This is a genomic window from Amycolatopsis nigrescens CSC17Ta-90 (assembly GCF_000384315.1).
GTDB classification, from domain to species: Bacteria; Actinomycetota; Actinomycetes; order Mycobacteriales; family Pseudonocardiaceae; genus Amycolatopsis; species Amycolatopsis nigrescens.
In genome coordinates this window covers 7110392-7128689 of record NZ_ARVW01000001.1, presented here as the reverse complement: position 1 = coordinate 7128689, position 18298 = coordinate 7110392, and the positions used below count along the sequence as shown (strand labels likewise).

Annotated in this window: 15 protein-coding genes; 4 read left to right on the top strand and 11 right to left on the bottom strand. The window is 69.2% G+C overall.

All coding sequences use genetic code 11. The annotated features are described in order from the left end of the window. Positions 1 to 109 precede the first annotated feature (109 nt). From AMYNI_RS0133770 to AMYNI_RS0133760, 3 genes are read right to left on the bottom strand one after another with little or no spacing between them, the layout of a single operon-like run. Complete coding sequence (locus tag AMYNI_RS0133770; protein ID WP_020672535.1) at positions 110 to 766, bottom strand: response regulator; 657 nt, start codon at positions 764 to 766, stop codon at positions 110 to 112. Beyond that, a complete protein-coding gene (locus tag AMYNI_RS0133765) occupies positions 763 to 1917 on the bottom strand; it encodes a sensor histidine kinase (RefSeq protein ID WP_020672534.1) in 1155 nt (384 codons plus the stop codon). The genes AMYNI_RS0133770 and AMYNI_RS0133765 overlap by 4 nt, the downstream gene beginning before the upstream one ends. After that, positions 1914 to 2522 carry a CcdC protein domain-containing protein gene (locus AMYNI_RS0133760; RefSeq protein WP_020672533.1) on the bottom strand — a complete coding sequence of 203 codons (609 nt, stop codon included), beginning with the start codon at positions 2520 to 2522 and terminating at the stop codon, positions 1914 to 1916. Before AMYNI_RS0133760 ends, AMYNI_RS0133765 begins: the two co-directional genes overlap by 4 nt. 222 nt (positions 2523 to 2744) lie before the next feature. Here AMYNI_RS0133760 and AMYNI_RS0133755 point away from each other — a divergent pair, with 222 nt between their 5' ends. The 3 genes from AMYNI_RS0133755 (at position 2745) to AMYNI_RS0133745 (ending at position 4795) form a co-directional block, all read left to right on the top strand. Continuing rightward, positions 2745 to 3353, top strand: a complete 609-nt coding sequence (locus tag AMYNI_RS0133755) for a VC0807 family protein (protein WP_020672532.1) — start codon at positions 2745 to 2747, stop codon at positions 3351 to 3353. 341 nt (positions 3354 to 3694) lie between these two features. Further along, a complete protein-coding gene (locus AMYNI_RS0133750; RefSeq protein WP_020672531.1) occupies positions 3695 to 4408 on the top strand; it encodes a hypothetical protein in 714 nt (237 codons plus the stop codon). Positions 4409 to 4411: 3 nt separating this feature from the next. Beyond that, positions 4412 to 4795 (top strand): GntR family transcriptional regulator, encoded by a 384-nt coding sequence (locus AMYNI_RS0133745; protein WP_020672530.1) that lies wholly within the window; start codon positions 4412 to 4414, stop codon positions 4793 to 4795. Positions 4796 to 5486: 691 nt separating this feature from the next. On the opposite strand, the gene AMYNI_RS0133730 is transcribed toward AMYNI_RS0133745, so the two are convergent. Continuing rightward, on the bottom strand, positions 5487 to 6476 hold the full coding sequence (locus tag AMYNI_RS0133730; RefSeq protein ID WP_040406156.1) for a helix-turn-helix domain-containing protein: 990 nt from the start codon (positions 6474 to 6476) through the stop codon (positions 5487 to 5489). A gap of 71 nt (positions 6477 to 6547) precedes the next feature. Between AMYNI_RS0133730 and AMYNI_RS0133725 the strand changes: the two genes are divergently transcribed. Beyond that, complete coding sequence (locus tag AMYNI_RS0133725; protein WP_020672526.1) at positions 6548 to 7015, top strand: rhodanese-like domain-containing protein; 468 nt, start codon at positions 6548 to 6550, stop codon at positions 7013 to 7015. Positions 7016 to 7038: 23 nt separating this feature from the next. Here AMYNI_RS0133725 and AMYNI_RS0133720 read toward each other — a convergent pair whose 3' ends face one another. From AMYNI_RS0133720 to AMYNI_RS0133690, 7 genes are all read right to left on the bottom strand, one after another. After that, positions 7039 to 10353 (bottom strand): serine hydrolase, encoded by a 3315-nt coding sequence (locus AMYNI_RS0133720; protein WP_020672525.1) that lies wholly within the window; start codon positions 10351 to 10353, stop codon positions 7039 to 7041. Then, complete coding sequence (locus AMYNI_RS0133715; RefSeq protein WP_020672524.1) at positions 10350 to 11387, bottom strand: ABC transporter ATP-binding protein; 1038 nt, start codon at positions 11385 to 11387, stop codon at positions 10350 to 10352. The genes AMYNI_RS0133720 and AMYNI_RS0133715 overlap by 4 nt, the downstream gene beginning before the upstream one ends. Continuing rightward, positions 11384 to 13291 carry a dipeptide/oligopeptide/nickel ABC transporter permease/ATP-binding protein gene (locus AMYNI_RS0133710; RefSeq protein ID WP_020672523.1) on the bottom strand — a complete coding sequence of 636 codons (1908 nt, stop codon included), beginning with the start codon at positions 13289 to 13291 and terminating at the stop codon, positions 11384 to 11386. Before AMYNI_RS0133710 ends, AMYNI_RS0133715 begins: the two co-directional genes overlap by 4 nt. Before the next feature lies 1 nt (position 13292). After that, complete coding sequence (locus AMYNI_RS0133705; protein ID WP_020672522.1) at positions 13293 to 14273, bottom strand: ABC transporter permease; 981 nt, start codon at positions 14271 to 14273, stop codon at positions 13293 to 13295. After that, positions 14273 to 15877, bottom strand: coding sequence for an ABC transporter substrate-binding protein (locus AMYNI_RS0133700; protein ID WP_020672521.1), 1605 nt, complete (start codon positions 15875 to 15877; stop codon positions 14273 to 14275). The genes AMYNI_RS0133705 and AMYNI_RS0133700 overlap by 1 nt, the downstream gene beginning before the upstream one ends. Next, entirely contained in the window at positions 15874 to 17262 is a 1389-nt protein-coding gene (locus tag AMYNI_RS0133695) for a serine hydrolase domain-containing protein (RefSeq protein ID WP_020672520.1), read from the bottom strand. The genes AMYNI_RS0133700 and AMYNI_RS0133695 overlap by 4 nt, the downstream gene beginning before the upstream one ends. 121 nt (positions 17263 to 17383) lie before the next feature. After that, on the bottom strand, positions 17384 to 18295 hold the full coding sequence (locus tag AMYNI_RS0133690) for a serine hydrolase (protein ID WP_020672519.1): 912 nt from the start codon (positions 18293 to 18295) through the stop codon (positions 17384 to 17386). Positions 18296 to 18298 lie beyond the last annotated feature (3 nt).

Genomic DNA, 18298 nt, shown 5'->3' with positions numbered 1-18298 from the left:
GGCACCTCGGATGGCGTGCCTCGCGAACCATGCTGTCCGGTCGCAGCGTCGCGGATGCGGCATCGATGCGTCATCGCGGTCATCGGGAAGAACCCGTTCCCTGCTTCGGTTATTGCTTGCGTTGACCGTTCTGATAGCTGAGCGCGTAGCGGACGGCATCGGCGCGCGAGTGGAAACCGGCTTTGGCGAACAGGTTGTTGATGTGCGTTTTCACGGTGGCTTCACTGATGACCAGTTTGGCCGCGATTTCCGGATTGCGCAGGCCGTCGCCGATGAGGCCGAGGATTTCCCGTTCGCGTGCGGTCAGCGCGAGATCTGGTTCGGCGGGCGGGGCCGGTTTGGCGGCGAGCGCGAGCAGCCGCCGCTGCACTTCGGGCGAGAGCACGGTCTGGCCCTGCGCCGCGGTGCGCACGGCGTGCAGGATGGTGGTGCGGTCGGCCTCTTTGGTCAGGTAGCCGCTCGCGCCCGCCTGCAACGCGGCCAGGATCGATTCGTCGTCGTCGAACGTGGTGAGCACGAGAACCGTGGTGTCCGGCTGGGTTTCCCGGATGCGCACGGTCGCGCCGGCCCCGTCCAGCACCGGCATGTTGAGGTCCATGAGCACCACGTCCGGACGGTGCTGCTGCGCGGCCTCGACTGCTTCGGCGCCGTTGGTCGCGGTCGCCACGACGTCGACGTCCTCGGCGAGGTCGAGCATGACCGCGAGCGCTTCGCGGACGGTCGCCTGGTCGTCGGCGACAACGAGGGTGATCGGGCGGTCCGTCATCGAGGCAGCTCCAGTTCCACGGTCCAGCCGTCGCCGGCCGGTCCTGCTCGCAGGGTGCCGCCGAGCAGGGCGGCCCGTTCGCGCATGCCGACGAGCCCGACCCCGGAACCGCCGGCCAGCTCGGCGCGGCGGGGCTCGGTCGCGGGCCCGTTGTGCACGGTCAGCCTGACCTGATCGGCGGCGAAGGCCAGCCGGAGGTCGCACGTCGCGCCCGGCGCGTACTTGGCCGCGTTGGTCATCGCCTCCTGCACAGCTCTGACCATGGTGTGCGTGGTCTCCGGGCCGACCGCTCCGGCCTCGCCTTCGAGCACGAAGCCAGCGGACGCGTGCTCGGCGAGCTGGCGCACCGTCTCGGGCAACGGCAGGGTGTCCTCGCGCAGCGCGTGCACCGCACGCCGGGTCTCGCTGATCGAGTCGACCGCGATGGCGCGCGCCTTGCGGACGGCGGCGGCTGCCTCGTCGTCGCGACCGCTGTCGCGCAATGCGTCGGCCATGTCCAATTGCAGCGCGATCCCCGACAGCGAATGACCGAGCACGTCGTGAATCTCGCGCGCGATCCGGCCCCGCTCCATGAGCGCGGCCTCGCGGGCCTCGGACTCGCGGGCGCGTTGGGCCGATTCGGCGGCGAGGTGCGCGTTGCGGACGGCGTCGAGGCGGTCGCGGTGCGAGATGCCGAACGCGACCGGCAGGGCCACCGTCAGCGTCACCCACACCGGCCGCTCCAGGAAGTCCGGCGACAACTGCCCGACCACCCAGGTCGCGCTGGCTGCGACGACTGCTCCGGAGGCCGCGATCGTCACCGCGGCCCGGCGGGACGCCAGCTTGATCCCCGAGGCGGACGCGGCGACGAACGGGAACATCGCCGCGAACGTTCCGTGCGCCAGCGGCATGAGCAGCGCGCTGAACAGCATGTACGCGCTCATCACGGTGATCTGCCGGTTCCCGGCCAGCCGGGACCAGGGCAGCAGCGAGGCGAGCGCGGCGATCGAGGTGAGCACGAACAGCGGCAAGGCCAATGGCCGGTACGCGATCTGCGCGTCCGGCCACTGAAAAGCGGTGCAGGCGATGGGGGTGAGGACGAGGGCGGGCTGGATCAGTTCGTCCCGGTGCTGCCCGAGACGGGCCAGCGTCCACTGGTCCGGCGTGCTCATGGGGCCAGGTTCCTCCTCACCGGGCGGCTGTCGCGATCGGACTGAGTGTTCCACTCGGCCGGGCGGCCGCCGAGGTTGCGCTGGATGTTGTCCAGCAGCGGCGAGGTCTGGCCGGGCTGGCCGTCGCTGCCCTGGGTCCACATCACCTGGTGTCCGGCGCGCAGCGCGCGGTAGAGCACGACCAGCCCTTCGGCGAGGATGCCGATGCCGAGGGTGAGCAGCAGGCTGTTGGCGACACCGCCGGAGTCCTTCGGGTCGAAGGCGTCGAGCGCGACGTTCACCCCGATCTTGACCACGATGTTCGCCACCCACAGCCCGACGGTGACCGCGGTGTAGCGGACGAAGGCGTTGCCGTCGCGCCGGGAGATCCGCACGCTCGCCCCGCGGAGGATGCCGAGGACGACGCTGATCGCCGCGGTCCCGACGAGGAAGGCCATCGAAGCCGGGGTCTTCACCTCGCCGGACAGCGTGGTGAGGCCGACGACCGACAGCACCGCGGGCAGGATGAGCATCTGCTTGGCCTGCGCGGGTTCGCCGATTATCCGCCGCACCATCAGGTAGGCGACCGCCGCCACGATCAGGACGACTTCCACGGGTCCGCTCATGGTTTGTTCCTGCCTTTCGACTTCGTTCCGATGCCGAGAAAACTACGGCGGAACGGCCCCGGAGTCGTGCGGTGCGCGGGGTATCCCGGGTGGAGAAATCCCTCCATCCGGAGCCTGGATTTCTCCACCCGGGATACCGCTGGAGAGGCAAGACGGCGCGCGGCGGCGGCCGTAGTGTTTCCCGCGAATCCCAGCAGCCAAGCCAAAATCGGGGAGTACGGCATGACCACGGTCGCCCGCAAGATGATCTTCACGATGTTCCTGGACGTCGGCCTGCCCGTCGTCGCCTACTACGCGGCCAACCTGCTCGGCGCGAGCGCCTACGTGTCGCTGCTGGCCGGCACGGTCGTCGCGGGACTGCGGACCGTCTGGGTCGCGGTGGCGCAACGCCGGGTCGACCTGTTTTCGGCGTTCCTCGTGCTGCTCTTCGGCCTGGGCCTCGGGTTGAGCTTCCTCACCGGAGACCCGCGTCTGTTGCTGGCGAAGGAATCGGTGACCACCTTCTGTGCAGGCGTGGCCCTAGTCGGCAGCTGTGCCCTGCGCCGTCCTCTCGTGTACTACGCGGCACGACGCTTCGCGCAGTCGGCTGGCGGCGATCAACAGCGCGAATTCGAGGCCACGGCGCACAATGCGACCCTGCGCCGCCGCTGGTACCAGATCTCGCTGGTGTGGGGCGTCGGGCTGATCGCCGACTCTGTGCTCCGCATCGTGGGCGTGTACACCCTGCCGTTCAACACGGCGGCTTCCTGGTCTCAGGTGCTGATGATCGTCGCCTTCGCCGGGCTCATCGGGTGGACCTTGCTGACGAAGCGGCGGGCCGAGCGCGCCTGAGGCGCGGTTGCCCAGGTCGAAGAAAGACCGGCGGCGGGGCAAGTGTGCAGTCCGTGAGGGGAACACTGAGGGACTCTGATTCCCAATGCCAGGAACTTAAGGCTGGTGTTGATCACGGTTTGGGGGTTGTCGGCATGAAATGAGACAACCAATAAACACCGTCTGGATGATGTTGCTGACACTCCGATGTTGCCGCAGGCCCGCGCGTGCGGCCAGCAGGAGGGTGTCTCTGCCGATAGCGACTCGGACGCGGAGAACGGCAGTGGCTGATGTGGCCGCTCTTGTGTCATGCCCTTGACACAAGTTGTACCGTGTACGTGACACAAGAGGGAGGTTGTCCGATGGCATGGGACAACGTGCTGGGCGTCGCGATCGTGATGGGGATCTTTGGGCTGGGGATTCTCATCGTCCTGTGGCCCGGCGAGAAGCACGGCCGGCGGCTGCTGAACCGATGGGGAATCGATCGTCCTTCCGACGAGGACGTCACGGAGGCGGTGCGCTACCTGAAACGTCGCCGGGTCGCCTACCCGTGGCTGTTCGTGCTGTTGCCCGTATTGGGCGATGTGATCGGGCTGACCGAGGACACCCCCTGGACGATCGTGTGGACGCTGTTGCTCGGCGGGCTCTTCGGCGAGCTGGTCGCGTTGCGGCCGGCGAAAACCGCGCAGCGGCAAGCGATGCTGACGCACCGCAGGGTGCGCGACATCATCCCCGCGTGGGCACTCGTGCTGCTCGGGCTTGCGGTGGGCGGCGGGCTGACGCGCTACGCCGTCGAGGGCCGGTGGCAGGCCGTCGCCGTCGTCGCCGGGTGTGGGCTCATCGCCGCCGGAATCGTCGCGCTCGCGGTCCGACGGCCGGCTGCGGGCGATCCCGTCGTCGATCTCGTGTTGCGCGCCCGCAGCGCGCACGTGGCGACAGGGCTGACGATCGCCGTTCCCGGGGCACTGTTCCAAGCCGAGATGAGCGCGGCCACCGCAGGCGTGTTCGTGCTCGGGCTCATCGCCCTGCTCGCGGTGGTGGGGCCGCATCGCAGCGTCGCCGCGGCCGCGAGCTGACCGATGACGGCCCTGCGCGTCACCATCGACGCCGCCAGCGGACTCGCGCCGTGGCGGCAGATCTACGACCAGATCGAGCGCATGATCGCGGGCGGCACGTTGGCCGCGGGCACCCGGCTGCCGCCGATCCGCCAGCTCGCGCGGGACCTCGGGCTCGCGTCCGGCACGGTCGCACGGGTCTACCGCGAACTGGAGGCGGTGGACCTCGTGACGACGGCGCGCGCGAAGGGAACCGTCGTCACCGAGCCGGCCGAGCGCAATCGCCCTGAGGCGTTGCTGACGGCGGGTGCGACCCGGTTCGCGGCGTTCGCCCACGATCTCGGGGTCGACGTGGAGGCCGCGGTCGACGCCGTCCGTTCGGCCTACGCGCGCGTGGCCGACGAGTAGCCCGCGCGGTACAGATCCCGCAGCAGTGCGATCTCCGCGCCGTGGTGCAGCACATCCTGGTTGACTCACCACACGACGTCGAGGAACCGCTTCTCGGGATCGCTGCCGTACGGGTAACGGCTGTGCCCGACCTCGTCGAGCGCCTTGGCCGGAACCTGAAGAAGTGCCACGAAACTGAGCCACCGGCTGCGGATATACCTCGACGGGCTCATCCCGCAGGCCGCGTGATCACTCCACGACAGCCGCGCCCAAATCATAGTTCCCACATTCTGCCGTGATCTCGGCCGTCGCCTGAGCCGCGGTGAAGAAGTCGTCGGCCAGCGGCGAGGTGCGTGCTGCCGCCGTCGCGAGGCACACCTGGTCGGGCGCGAGTTCCGGGATGGGTACGTAGCTGATGTCCGGACGCTCATTTCAGGTTCATTTCAGCCGCCACCTGGCACGCTCGGACTTGTCAGCCCACCGACTCCACGGGGAGAAATATCCGGCCCGCAAAGGGACTCGATATTCGAGAGGGGTGTCCGGCTGACGCGGGGAGGGGAACCCGTGGTGGGGACCGGATCGATAGGGGTGGTCCGGTCCCCGCCACAGGGTGCTACCGGCGCCGGATCGACGTGACCGAGGGCGGGGTCGACGCGCACCAGATCTCCGAGGTTCACGAGGACGCCGGGATGCCCGGCTCCCACTCGGTACGTCAGCCGCTTTGCTCGCGTGAGTGGAAGGCTCGGCGGTAGGCCGATGGCGAGGTGCGCATGGCGCGGCTGAAATGGTGCCGGTAGGTCACGGCGGTGTCGAAGCCGACCGCAGTGGCGATCTTCTCGATCGGGGTGTTGGTGTCTTCCAGGATCGGTAGGCTCGCCTGGATCCGCTGGGCGATCAGCCACCGGATCGGGCTGTCCCCGGTGGCTTTGGAGAAGTGGCGCAGGTAGGTGCGCGCGGACATATGCGCGTGGCCGGCCAGGATGTCCACCGTGATCGGCTGGTCGAGTCGCTGCAGAGCCCATGCCATGCTCGCGGCGACTCGGTCGTCCTCGGGGCTTGGCGGCAGCGGGGCCTCGATGAACTGCGCCTGCCCGCCGTCACGGTGGGGTTGGATGACCAACCGGCGGGCTACCGCGTTGGCGATCGACGCGCCGAAGTCCTTGCGCACCAGGTGCAGGCACAGGTCGAGCCCGGCGGCGCTACCGGCACTGGTCAGCACGTTGTGATCGTCGATGTAGAGCACGTCCGGGTCGACCTGGATCAGGGGGTAGCGGCGATGCAGCCGCTCGGCGTACTGCCAGTGGGTGGTGGCGCGGCGCCCGTCCAGAAGCCCGGCCGCGGCCAGCGCGAACGCGCCCGAGCAGATCGACACCACCCGGGCACCGCGGCGGCCGGCTGTCCGTAGCGCGGCCACGACCTCCGGGTCGACCTCGCCGGAGACGTCGGGGACGCCGGGGACGATCACCGTGTCCGCCGCGGCGAACTCGTCGAGCCCATGGTCGGTCTGCAGCACCGCGCTGCCGATCAGCCGCACCCGGCCGGGACTGGGCGCGCAGATGGCCAGTCGGTACCAGGACACGTCGAGTTCCGGCCGCGTCAGCCCGAACACCTCGGTGACGATCCCCATCTCGAACGCCGACATCCCCTCATAGGCCAGCACCGACACTGTCGGCCCTCGACGGGCGATCTGGACCGCAGGCATGGCGTAATATTAGCGAACATTGTCGTTAACGACACTCTTGGCAGCGTCGCGGTTCCCGCAGGATTCCGGGCATGACCGTCACTTCCGCTGTGCTGTCCACCGTGCCCGCTGCACCTGAGCAGGCAGCCGCCCACTTCGCCGCCCGACTGGCCTTCGAGGCTGATGTCAGCGACGTGCACGCCGACCTCACCGCCAAGGTCCCCGGCCTGGTCGTGGTCGACTCGCGCAGTGCGGAGTCCTGGCGGCAGGGCCACCTCCCCGGTGCCGTGCACCTGCCCACCGCCGAGATCGCCACGCGGGCAGCCAAGCTGATCCCCAGTGACACCGTGGTGGTGACCTACTGCTGGGGGCCAGGCTGCAATGGGGCCACCAGAGCCGCGCTGGAGTTCGCTCGGCTCGGCTACCAGGTCAAGGAGATGATCGGCGGCTACGAATACTGGGTGCGCGAGGGTTTCACCGCCGAGTCCGCCGCCGGCCCGATCAGCCGCCCCGCAGACGACCTCACCGCCCCCGTCCACGCCGTCACCTGTGGCTGCTAAGAGCTGTGTCTCGAGCCTAACGTCTAGGCCACCTTCGGAGTCGCGCGTACGCCGTAGTGCATGTACGGCTCACCTGTCGGCAACGTGTAGAAGGTGACCGGCATCCACGTCCGTGCCCCCGGCTCACGGCAGACGAAGAGCGAGTCGGTCACCGGGACCAGGTCGAACTCCATCGTCTTCTCCGGCATGAGCTCGGCCAGCGGACCCGTGGCGGTCTGCCGGAGCCGGATCCCGTCCCCTTCGGCCAGGACCACCATCACCACGCCGGCCCGCTCATAGACACCGACGTGCCTCGAACCGTCGACGGTGACCGGAGTCGCGGGCGGTTCGAGCGGCCGCGGCATCGCCACATCGGCCAGCTCGGCGAAGATCTCCCGATACAGCTCCTGGTACAGGTCGCGGGTGTTGCCACCGTTGGTGAGCAGCGTGACGGCGAGTCCTTGGTCGGGCAGCAGCCGCAGGAACGCTGACTGCCCGATCGTGTTGCCGTCGTGGCCGATGACCCGCCGTCCGCTCCAGTCGTCGCGGATCCAGCCGAGACCCCAGGAGTCGCCGAGCGAGTGCTTACCGGGGATGTCGGTCTGCTTTTCGGCCATCGCGGTGGCGGACGCCGTCGTCAGGATCCGCTCCCCGGTCGGGGTGAGACCGCCGGTCAGGTGCAGCCTGGCGAACCCGAGGACGTCCTTGGTCGTGGCGGTGATCAGGCCCGCCGGGCCCATGTTTCGGGGCAGTCCCCAGAAGGGCGCGGGCCGCGGGTCGTCGTCTCCGTTGGCGACGTGACCGACGGCCGCGCGGAACATCAGCGCTTCCTCGGGCAGGGTCACGGTATGGGTGAGGCCGAGCGGGGCGAACAGCTTCTCGCGCATCGCGGCGTCCCAGGTCAGCCCGGTGAGCTTCTCGATCACCCTGCCCATGAGCACGAATCCCGAGTTGCAGTAGGAGAAGGTCTCGCCGAGCGGGTGGTTCTGCGCGGCCTGGTCGAGGATTTCGACGTAGCGCTCGAGGCAGTCGTCGCCACGGCCGGTGTCGGTGAAGACGTCACCGTCGATTCCGCTGGTGTGCGTGAGCAGATGCCGCATGGTCACCTGCTTGGCGACGTCCGGATCGGCCAGCCGCAGTTCACCGACGACGTCGGAGATCGGCGCGTCCAGGTCGAGGAGCCCGTCGTCGACCAGTTGCATCACCACGGTCGAGGTCCACACCTTGGAGACCGAGCCGATCTGGAACAAGGACTCCTCGGTGACCTCGACCCCGGTCGCCATGCTCAGCACGCCGTGGGTGACGTGCACCTCCGCGCCGTCGCCGACCCGCACGATGCCCAACGCGGCGCCGGGAACGCGGTACTTGCGCGCCAGTTCGGCCAGGCGCCGCCGCCAGTGCGCCGCGTCGATCGGTACCCGCGACGCCCCGTCCGCCGTCGCGGCGTACTGCTCGACCCACGCGAGTACACGCCGGTTGAAGTCGAGGCGATGCGAGGGCGGACCATCGAGGATGAACAGATGCGAGGCACCCGGGTACAGCACCAGCCGAGACGGAACGCCGCGGGCACGTAGGGCGCTGAACCACTGCTCGGCCTGACCGACCGGGCACCGTTCGTCCTCCGCGCCTTGGATGACCAACGTCGGCGTCCGCACCTTGGCGACCTTGGCGAGCGGCGAGAACTGCTCGTACGTCTTGCCCCGAGACGAACCGCCGAGCTCACGGACGGCCAGGTAGTGCCCCGCGTCGGAGGTGCCTTCCATGCTGGTCAGGTCGCTGACCACGCCACCGGCGACAGCGGCGACGAAGCGGTCGTCGCGGCTGGTCAGGTAGCAGGTCATGAACCCGCCATAGCTGTAGCCCGCCACGGCCAGCCGGTCCGCGTCTGCGATCCCTTCGGCGACCAGCTGATCCAAGGGTTCGAGGAAGTCGCGGGAATCGGCGATACCCCACCCGCCGACGGCGCCCGTGAAGAAGTCTTCACCGTAGCCGTCGCTGCCCCGCGGGTTGAGCAGCAGCACCGCCCAGCCTCGCGTGGCGAGCGCTTGGTGATAGAGATGGACCGAGTCGGCCGCGCCGTTCCAGGCGTTGTGCGGGCCGCCGTGGATGTCGAGCAACAGCGGCGCGGAACCGGTCCGTGCCGGGTCGCGCAGCAGCCAGCCGTGCACGACGGTCCCGTCGCTGATGGTGAATTCCCGTTCCTCGTGGCGAAAGAACTCGACGTCGGCGACCGAGGCACCGTGCCGGGTACGTACGTCGACGGCGCCGGTGGCCTTGTCGACGACCGCGATCTCGCCGAACGAGGTGTTCGTGGCCATGACGACCACCACCCGGCCGCCCGCGACGTCCATTCCGGACACGACCAGGTCGCCCGCGAGTACCGCACGCGGAGTTCCGTTGTCCGTGTCCACTTCGTACAGCTGGGTGTAGCCACGATCTCGGAGTCCGAAAAGGATAGAACCGCCCGCGGTCGATTTCGGCAGCGCGCCGGGATAGCCGGCGCCGCCGGGCATCACGTTACGGTCCAGTGAAGCCGTCAGATCGACCGGGTCCCCGCCATCGAGCGGGACCCGCCGCAGGCCGAGGTGGCCGACTTCGGTGTCGTTCCGCCCGACCACCAGTAGCGCACGGCTGTCGGCGGTCCAGCTGACCGGACCCGCCATGCCGTCGCCGGAGCCGATCAGCCGCGGCTCCGAGGCCGTCGAGGTCACGTCGATAACGTAGGCGCCGGAACGGAACGTGAGGTCCGCGTCCGCGTCCCGTCCGGCGGAGAACGCCAGGTGCGTGCCATCGGGCGACCAGGCGGGATCGCCGGCGTGCCAATCGCCGAAGGTGACCTGCCGGACTTCCTTCGTGACGACGTCGAGAACGTGCAGGTGCTTGCGGATGGTCTTGATCAGCCCTGCGCCGTCAGCTTTGAAGTCCAGCCGGTCCGCCACCACCGGGGCGTTCGAGGCGGGTTCGCCGCCCGCGTTCTCGACCGCGGCCGAGAACGCGATCTTGCCGCCGTCCGGGCTCCACACCGGAGAGCCCGCCCCGAACGGAAGTTCGGTGATCTGTTCGGCCTCCCCGCTCGACGACGGCAGGAACCACACCTGCGGCGAACCGTCCTTGGCCCGGAGGAACGCGATCCGCGTGCCGTCCGGCGCCCAGCTCGGCGCCATGTCCGCGGTTCCGCGCGTGAGCTGCCGGGCTTCGCCGGTGGTCGCGCCGACCTCCCAGAGCGTGTCCACGTTCCGGTCCTCGTCGCGGTCCGCGGTGCGCAGGACATACACGATCCGTTCGCCGTCCGGTGATAGCGAAGGTTGGCTGGGAACGGCGATTTCGTACAGGTCGTCGAGATCGAGACGTCGGGTCATGATGCACTTGCTCCTCTGGAGATCGCGGGCTGGTGACGCTCGTTCTCGCTGAAGTGGCAGGCCGCCGAGTGACGCCGGTGTGCCACGTCCTGAGTGGGACCTGCCTCAGTGGGATCCGGCCGAGTGGGATCCGGCTGAGCGGGATCCGCCTGTAGGCAAAGTTCGCGGTCGGCTCGTACGAGCGGCCCGACCGGACATCGCGGGTGATAGCGGCATCCGCCCGGCGGATGGTGCGGGTCGGCGGGTTCGGTGTCGGCGGTCGCCTCGTCCGCGCCGGTGTCGAACAGGGAGGTGTGCGGGGAAGGCGCCGCGGCGAGCAGGTCGCGGGTGTACGGATGCCGTGGATCGGTGAGCACCTGCTCCGCCGGGCCCACCTCGACAATCCGGCCGAGGTACATCACGGCGACGATATCGCTGAGATAGCGCACGACGGCGAGGTTGTGCGAGATGAACAGCATCGACAGACCGAGTCGCCGTTGCACGGACCGGACGAGATTGAGCACCGCGCCCTGCACCGAGACGTCGAGCGCGGAGGTGATCTCGTCCGCGATCAGCACCTCCGGCCGTCCGGCCAGCGCACGGGCGAGCGCCACTCGTTGCCGCTGACCGCCGGAGAGCTGCCCCGGCAGGTGCCCGGCGCGCTCCGGGTCGAGGTTGACCAGTTCCAGGAGCCGGGCGACCTCGTCCTGGCGCGCGGCCCGGCTGGAAAGGACAGCACGCGGGATCGCTTCGGTGATCGACTCCTCGATGCTCATCCGGGGGTCCAAAGAGGAATACGGATCCTGGAACACCATCTGCAGTGGACGTCGCCGGGGCAGTTTCCGGACGTCCACCCCGCCGAGCAGTACCCGTCCCGCGCTGACCGGTGAGAGCCCGACCGCGGCGCGTGCCAGCGTCGATTTCCCCGAGCCCGATTCGCCGACGAGCCCGACGACCTGTCCGGACGCGACGGTCAGGCAGACCTGGTCAACCGCGGTGAGACCACGCCTCCCGCCGTACCGCACGCTCACCGCGTCGAAGACGAGGTCGCTCACTCCGCACCTCCGGCGGTCACGGTTTCCTTGGCGGGCTGGGAAAACGACGTCTCGTGCGGATACCAGCACGCGACGCGGTGCTCGGGATCCACGCGCTCGGAGACCGGGTCTTCGAGACGGCACCGATCGGCTGCCGCGGGGCACCGGTCGGCGAAGGCGCAGCCGGTGGGCACGCGATCCGGTTCCGGCGGACGGCCGGGGATCACCGCGAGCGGCGCGGCTCGATCGGTCTCGAGGTCCAGCGTCGCGGCCAGCAGGGCCCTCGTGTAGTGATGCCGTGGTGTCCCGGCCGACGGCAGGTCCTCCACCACCCGGCCCGCGTACATGACCAGTATCCGCTCGCAGGTCTGCGAAACGACGGCGATGTCGTGGCTGATCAGGATGATCGCCGTGTTCCGCTCCGCCCTGGTCCGCGCCAGCAGGCGCAGCAATTGCCGCTGGACGGTGACGTCCAGCGCCGTGGTCGGCTCGTCGGCGATGATCAGCCGCGGGTCGCCCATCAGGCCCATGCCGATCATCGCGCGCTGCCGCATCCCGCCGGAGAACTCGTGCGGGTACTGTCGGGCACGCCGCTCGGCCGCGGGGATCCGCACCGCGCGCAACCGGTCCACGGCACGGGCGAACGCCTTGGCGCGCGGAAGGCCCTGGTGCTGTTCGGACACTTCCGCCAGCTGACGGCCGATCCGCTTGGTCGGGTTGAACGAGGTCATCGGATCCTGGAACACCATCGCCAGTGACGTGCCCAGCAAGCCGCGCAAGTCCCGCTCCGGGGTCGTCAGCAAGGGTTTCCCGGCGAAGTCGAGCCGGTCCGCGGTGACCACGGCAGGCGCCTCGACCAACCGCGACACCGCCAGCCCGGTCAGGCTCTTCCCCGAGCCCGACTCACCGACGACGCCGATCGCCTCGCCCGCGCGGACGGTGAAGCTCACCCCTCGCACCGGGACCGTCCAGCCCGCCGGACCCGGGAACGCCACTTGGAGGTTCTTCACCACCAGCACGGCATCGTCACGATCCTCGGCGACGTCCTCCCTGGCGGTAGTTACCGGCCGCGGTACGAGCTTGCGCGCCCCGGTGCGGACACCAATCACCCCGGCCACGGTCTCCCCCACGAGGTTGAAGGCCAGCCCGGCCAGTACCACCGCGACACCCGGCGCGAGCGCCGCCGCCGGATTGACGTAGATCCCGTTGAGCCCTTCGCCGAGTAGCCGTCCCCAGTCGTAATCCGGTGCCTGCACACCGATGCCGAGAAACGACAGCCCCGAGAAAGCCAGTAGCGAGGCGCCGGCGCCGATGGTCGCGTTCACCACCAGCGGTTCACCGATGTTGGGCAGAATGTGCCTGACCAGCAGCCGGATCCTGCCGACACCGGAGATCCGCGCGGCGGACACGAAGTCCTGGCCCGCCACGGAAGCCGACAGCGTCTGCGCCAGCCGGGCGAACGACGGCGCCAGCGCGAAGCCGACAGCCAGCACCGCGCCATGGGTACCGACACCGAAGATGACCGAGAAGAACAACACCAGCAGCAGCCCGGGAAACGCGACCGCGATGTTCACCGCCGAGGTGACCAGCCGCGCGGCGGGGCGCGGCAGCAGCGAGGGCAACGTGCCGAGTAGGAGCCCCACCGCCACCCCGATCACCGTCGCGAGCACCGCCAGCAGCACCGAAAGCCGGGTCGCCACCAGGACCCGGAAGAGGATGTCGCGACCGAGTTCGTCGGTGCCAAGCCAATGCGCCGCCGACGGTCCTTGGCCGATCGCCTCGGTATCGATCTCGAAGGCGTTGTCGTACCACAGGACCGGGGCCAGCACCGCGAGCGCGACCACCAGTACCAGCAGGGTCGCCGCGAACGCGCCCACCGGGGTGCGCAGGGCCGCGAGCCATTTCGCTCCGCGCCGATTCACCACTTCAGCTCTCCCGGATCGTCGAACGCGGGTCGAGGACGGCCAGCAGCACGTCCACCGTCAGGTTCACCAGCAGGACCCCGATTCCGTAGACGAGCACGATTCCCTGCACCAGCGGATAGTCCTTCTGCAGGATCGACTGCGCGATCGTCGAACCGAGACCTGGCCAGGCGAACACGTTCTCCACCAGCACCGTCCCGGCGACCATCCCGGTCAGCATCAGCCCGCCCATGGTCAGCGTCGCGGTCAGCGCGTTCGGCAGCGCGTGCCGGAGGTAGACCAGCCGCGCCGGCAACCGTTTCGCCCGCGCGGTGCGGATGAAGTCGTCGCCCAGCACCGAAAGCGTCTCCACCCGCACGATCCGCGATAGCACCGAGGCCGGGCCGAGCGCCAGCGCGATCACCGGGAGCACAAGCGAACCCGCGCCCTCGCTCCCCGCCACCGGGAACCAGCCGAGCTGGACCGCGAAGAACGCCACCAGCGCGACCGCGAGCAGGAACTCCGGAATGGCCGCGAAGAAGACGGTCGTGGTCGTGAACGCCAGTTCACCACCACGACGGCGGCCGCCGCGGGTCAGCACGGCGAACAGGACACCCAGCGGGATCGCCACGGCGATGACCACCGCGAAGGCGGGCAGCGCCAGTTGCAGGGTGGCGGGCAGCCGGTCTCCGATCACCTCGGCGACCGGCTGCCCGCTCGTCATCGACGTCCCGAGTTCACCGGTAACCAGCCCGCCGAGGTAGTGGACGTACTGCAGCCACAGCGGATCGTCGAGGCCGAGGGCCGCCCGCCGCGCGTTCACCAGTTCGACCGGCGCGGTCAGGCCGAGTGCCGCCCGGACCGGGTCGCCGGGGATCAGCTGGATCATCAGGAACGCCGTGCTGACCAAGACCCACAGCGAAAACGCGAACCGGCCGAGGCGACGCACGGCGAACGAGAGCCACCGACTGCCGCGCAACCCGGCCGGGGCGAGCGCGGCCGTCATCAGCTGTACATCCGGACCGACGACGGCTCGATCGAACCGAAATTGATCTTGAACCGGGCGTCGCTGCCGAAGGTCGGGATGACCGAGTTGACGTAGGGGACGACGTCGACTCGCTCGGTGAGCGCCGATTCCGCCGCCAGCCAGGCCGCGCAGCCGGCGTCTCCCGGCAGCTGCGCCGCCTGCGCGGCCCGCGACTCGTACCGCTCGTTCTCGATGTGCGCGAAGTTCGTGCCCGCGGGCGGCTTCGACCCGGAGACGAACGACACGGCCTGGCTCGGCAGCAACAGGGTCAGCGGTGCCATCGAGATGTCCCACTCGCCGGTGTTGAAAAGCACCTGGCTGGTCCCTGGGCTGTCGACGCCCTTGAGCGTGACGTCCGCGCCGACCGCCTTCCAGGACTGCTGCATCAGTTCGGCGGTCGGCGCCATCGTCGGCCCCAACTGGGTGCCGTAGATGGCGGTGAGCTCGAGCCGCTTGCCGTCCTTGACGCGTATGCCGTCCGGCCCCGGTGTCCAGCCCGCCTTGTCGAGGCCCGACTTGGCCGCGGCGACGTCGAAGCCCGGAACCTTGCCGGTCACCGAATCACCGGCGCAGGCCTTGGGTTCGGTAGTGACCATTCCCTGGCTGGGCGCCCCGGAGCCGCTGGTGAGGACCTTGCCGATCTGGGCGAGATCGAGCGCCTGCACCAGTGCGCGACGAACGGCCTCGTCGCCGCCAGCCCGGCCGGGCGCCTGGTTGAAGAACATCTCGCCCATCGGCACGACCTGATCGCCGTGATACAGCTTCTGGGCACGGAGGCGCTGCTGGTCCTGACCCGTGATCCTGGCGGCGTTGAGTTCGCGGGACAGCAGCAGGTTCGCCGCGGTCGTGGTGTTCTGGATGACCCGGAAGACCACCTTGTCCGGCAAGCCCGGCTGATCACGCCGCCAGTCCCCCGGCCCCCACGCGTAGTCCTTCCGCCGGGTGAGGGTGTAGTGGTCGTTCGGCACGGCTTCGGTCATGGTGAACATACCGTTGCCGTGCTTTCCCTTGGCCAGCGCCGACCGGTCGCGCACGCCCTTACCGCAGACGATCGGCAGGCCGCCGATGTTGCGGAGCAGGAACGCGTCCGGCGCTCCGCTCGCGAGAGTGATCGTCCGCGCCGCGTCGTCCGCGGTCGCCTTGGTTTCCGGCGCGACCGCGAGCCCGGACATCGGGGATTTGTTGGCGGGATCGCCGGCGAAGTTGATGTTCGCCGCCACGTCGCTCGCGGTGAGCGGGGCGCCGTCGTCGCAGGTGATCCCGTTCCGCAGGGTGAAGGAGGCCGTGGTCGTGGTGGCCTCCCACTTCTCGGCGAGGCCGGCGATCGGCTTGCCCGTCTCGTCGAGGTTGATCAGGCTGTCGTAAAGGAAACGGCCCATCTCGAGTGCGACCGAGAGCACGGTCATCGCGGGATCCAGCGCTCCCGGATCCGTGCCGATCGCCATGGTGAAGGTCTTGCCGTCGGCCAGTTTCTGGTTCGCGGTCCGGTCCTGTCCGGATTGCGACGTCCCCCCGCACGCGCTCACGGTCAAGGCCACCACGCTCGCGATCGCGGCGGGGAGCCGGCCGGCGATTCCGGTCACCGGCTCACCCGGCGGTCGGCCCGTCCTGTGTGGACGTACAGCGCCCGGCCGCTGCCGTCGTCACCGACGAAGGCGTGCGGCAGGTGCAGACCCAGCCCGTCATGTTCGGCGACCAGAGTGTCGCCCTTGTAGCCGTGGAGCCTGCTCTTCTCCGGCGGACCACCGAGGTCGGCGAAGACCCCCTTCGGCGTGCGTTCCAGCCAAAGGCCACCGTCCTCGTCCTGGCTCACGACGACGTCCGCGACCTGCGAGGAGTACTCGCCCACATACCGGGACGGGTCGGCCGGGGTTTCGGCCGCGTTGGGCTCGGGCAGCGCGGGAACCTCGACGTCGGCCAGGTCGCCCAGCACCTTCCGGAAGATGTCCAGGTAGAGGTGCAACGGCTTGCCGCCGTTGGTCAGCAGTGCCACCGCGACGTTGCTGCCCGGCACCACGCGCAAGAACGCCGACTGGCCGATGGTGCCGCCGTCGTGGCCGATCACCGGGCCGCCCTCCCAGTCGAAGATCATCCAGCCGAGTCCCCATGCCCCGCCCATCAGGCCGAGGTAGGGCAGTTCGACCTGGCGCTCCCGCATGGCGCGCGCGGTTTCGGGCTTGAGCACCTGGGTGCCGTCGTCCGCGCGGCCTTCGTTCAGGTGCATGCGCACGAAGGTGAGCAGGTCGCGCGGGCGCATCGCGAGATGCGAACCAGCGGGGACGTTCGACCGGGTCAACGCCCAGACGGGCGCGGCGACCGGCTCGTCGTCCGGCGTCGGCTGGAGGTGGCCGATCGCGGCGCGGTACCGGATGGCGTCGTAGGGCCCGGTGGCCGCGTGGGTCAGCCCGAGCGGCTTGAACAGGTGGTCACGCAGGCAGTCGTCGTAGGACTTGCCGCGCAGCACCTCGACGATCCGGCCGAGCACGCAGTAGCCGGCGTTGTTGTAGGAGAACATCTCCCCCGGCTGGAACAACTGGGGCACGTCGGACAACGTCGCGACGAGCTTCGCGACGCAGTCGTCGCCCAGCCCGGTGTCGGTGAAGATGTCGCCCTCGAATCCGGACGTGTGGCAGGTCAGCTGCCGCACGGTGATCCGGGAAGCGGCGTCGTCGTCGGAGAGGTGGAACTCGGGAAGGTATTCACGGACCGGCTTGTCGAGGTCCAGGCTGCCTTCGTCGACCAGCTGCATCGCCAGGGTGGTCGTCCACACCTTGGTGATCGACCCGATCTGGAACACGGAGTCCACTGTGGATTCGACACCGGTGCTCTTGTTCAGCAGGCCGGCCGCATGGTCGATCACCTCACCGTCCGCGAAGACCGCGACGGCCACACCGGGCACCTGATGTTTCGTCAGTAGTGCGGGTAGGTTCTCCTCGAGCCAGGTATCGATTTCGGAAATTTTCGACATGCGTACCTCTTGTCCGTGGAAAGGGTGGACCGGCAGTTCCCGGAATGCTAGGACGGTGACGGGCGTCACCGGTTCGTGCGGAACGACGAGAGCGGCGGGAAAGTTCATCCGCGCCGACGAATCATTCGCTTCCTGCCTCGGGAAGCCTGAGCCATTCGACGGCCTGTGCCGCGGCGAAGCCGATGAACGCGTCCCGCTCCGGCACCCTCGACCGCCCGTCCACGGCGTCGGTGAAAACCCCTACCGCGTAACGATCCCCGTCCGGGTACTCGACCACGCCGACCTCGTTGCGCACCGACGGCAGGGTCCCGGTCTTGCCGCTGACGCGGATCCCGTCGTCCGCGAACCCGGACCGCAACCGGTGCGGCCACACCTGGAGTTCCAGCCAGCGCCGGACGTCGGCGCAAGCGGTGGGCGGAGCCGCCTCGTCGCGCCAGATCAGCCCGAGCAGCCGGGTGGTCTCCTCGGCGGTCGTGGCACAGGTGCGCGCCGGTTGCAGCGCGCGCAACGCGGCGATCCGCTCGATCGACAGCTCCGCCAGCAGCTTTTCGTCGTCCTCGTAGCGAATTCCGAGGTCCTCGCCGATGCTGCCGAGCACCTCCCGGCAGTCCTGTACGACCGTGGTGTGCTCCAAACCGAGACGGCGCAGGGTTTCGCCGACCGCCTCCTTCCCCGCGTGAGCGACGATCAGGTCGGTGGCCACGTTGTCACTGATCCCGATCATCAGGATCGCGAGGTCGTACCAGGACATCGTGATCTCGTGCCGAAATGTGGCCAGACCGTACGGGCTCGGTGTGGGATGTCCCGGCGGGACGGTGATCCGCGCACCGAGGTCGAGCCCGCCCTCGGCCGCCTGCCTCGCCAGTTCCAGGGCGACCGGTACCTTGAAGACGGACGCCGTGACGACAGGCGCGTGCTCATCGATGCCGAGGCGCCGCGTGCCGTCGATTTCGGCCGCGTGCAGCCGCACCCGGACTCCCACCTCCTTCGCTCGGTCGTTGATCGTTTCGATGACTTCGGACGCGGTGGGCATGTG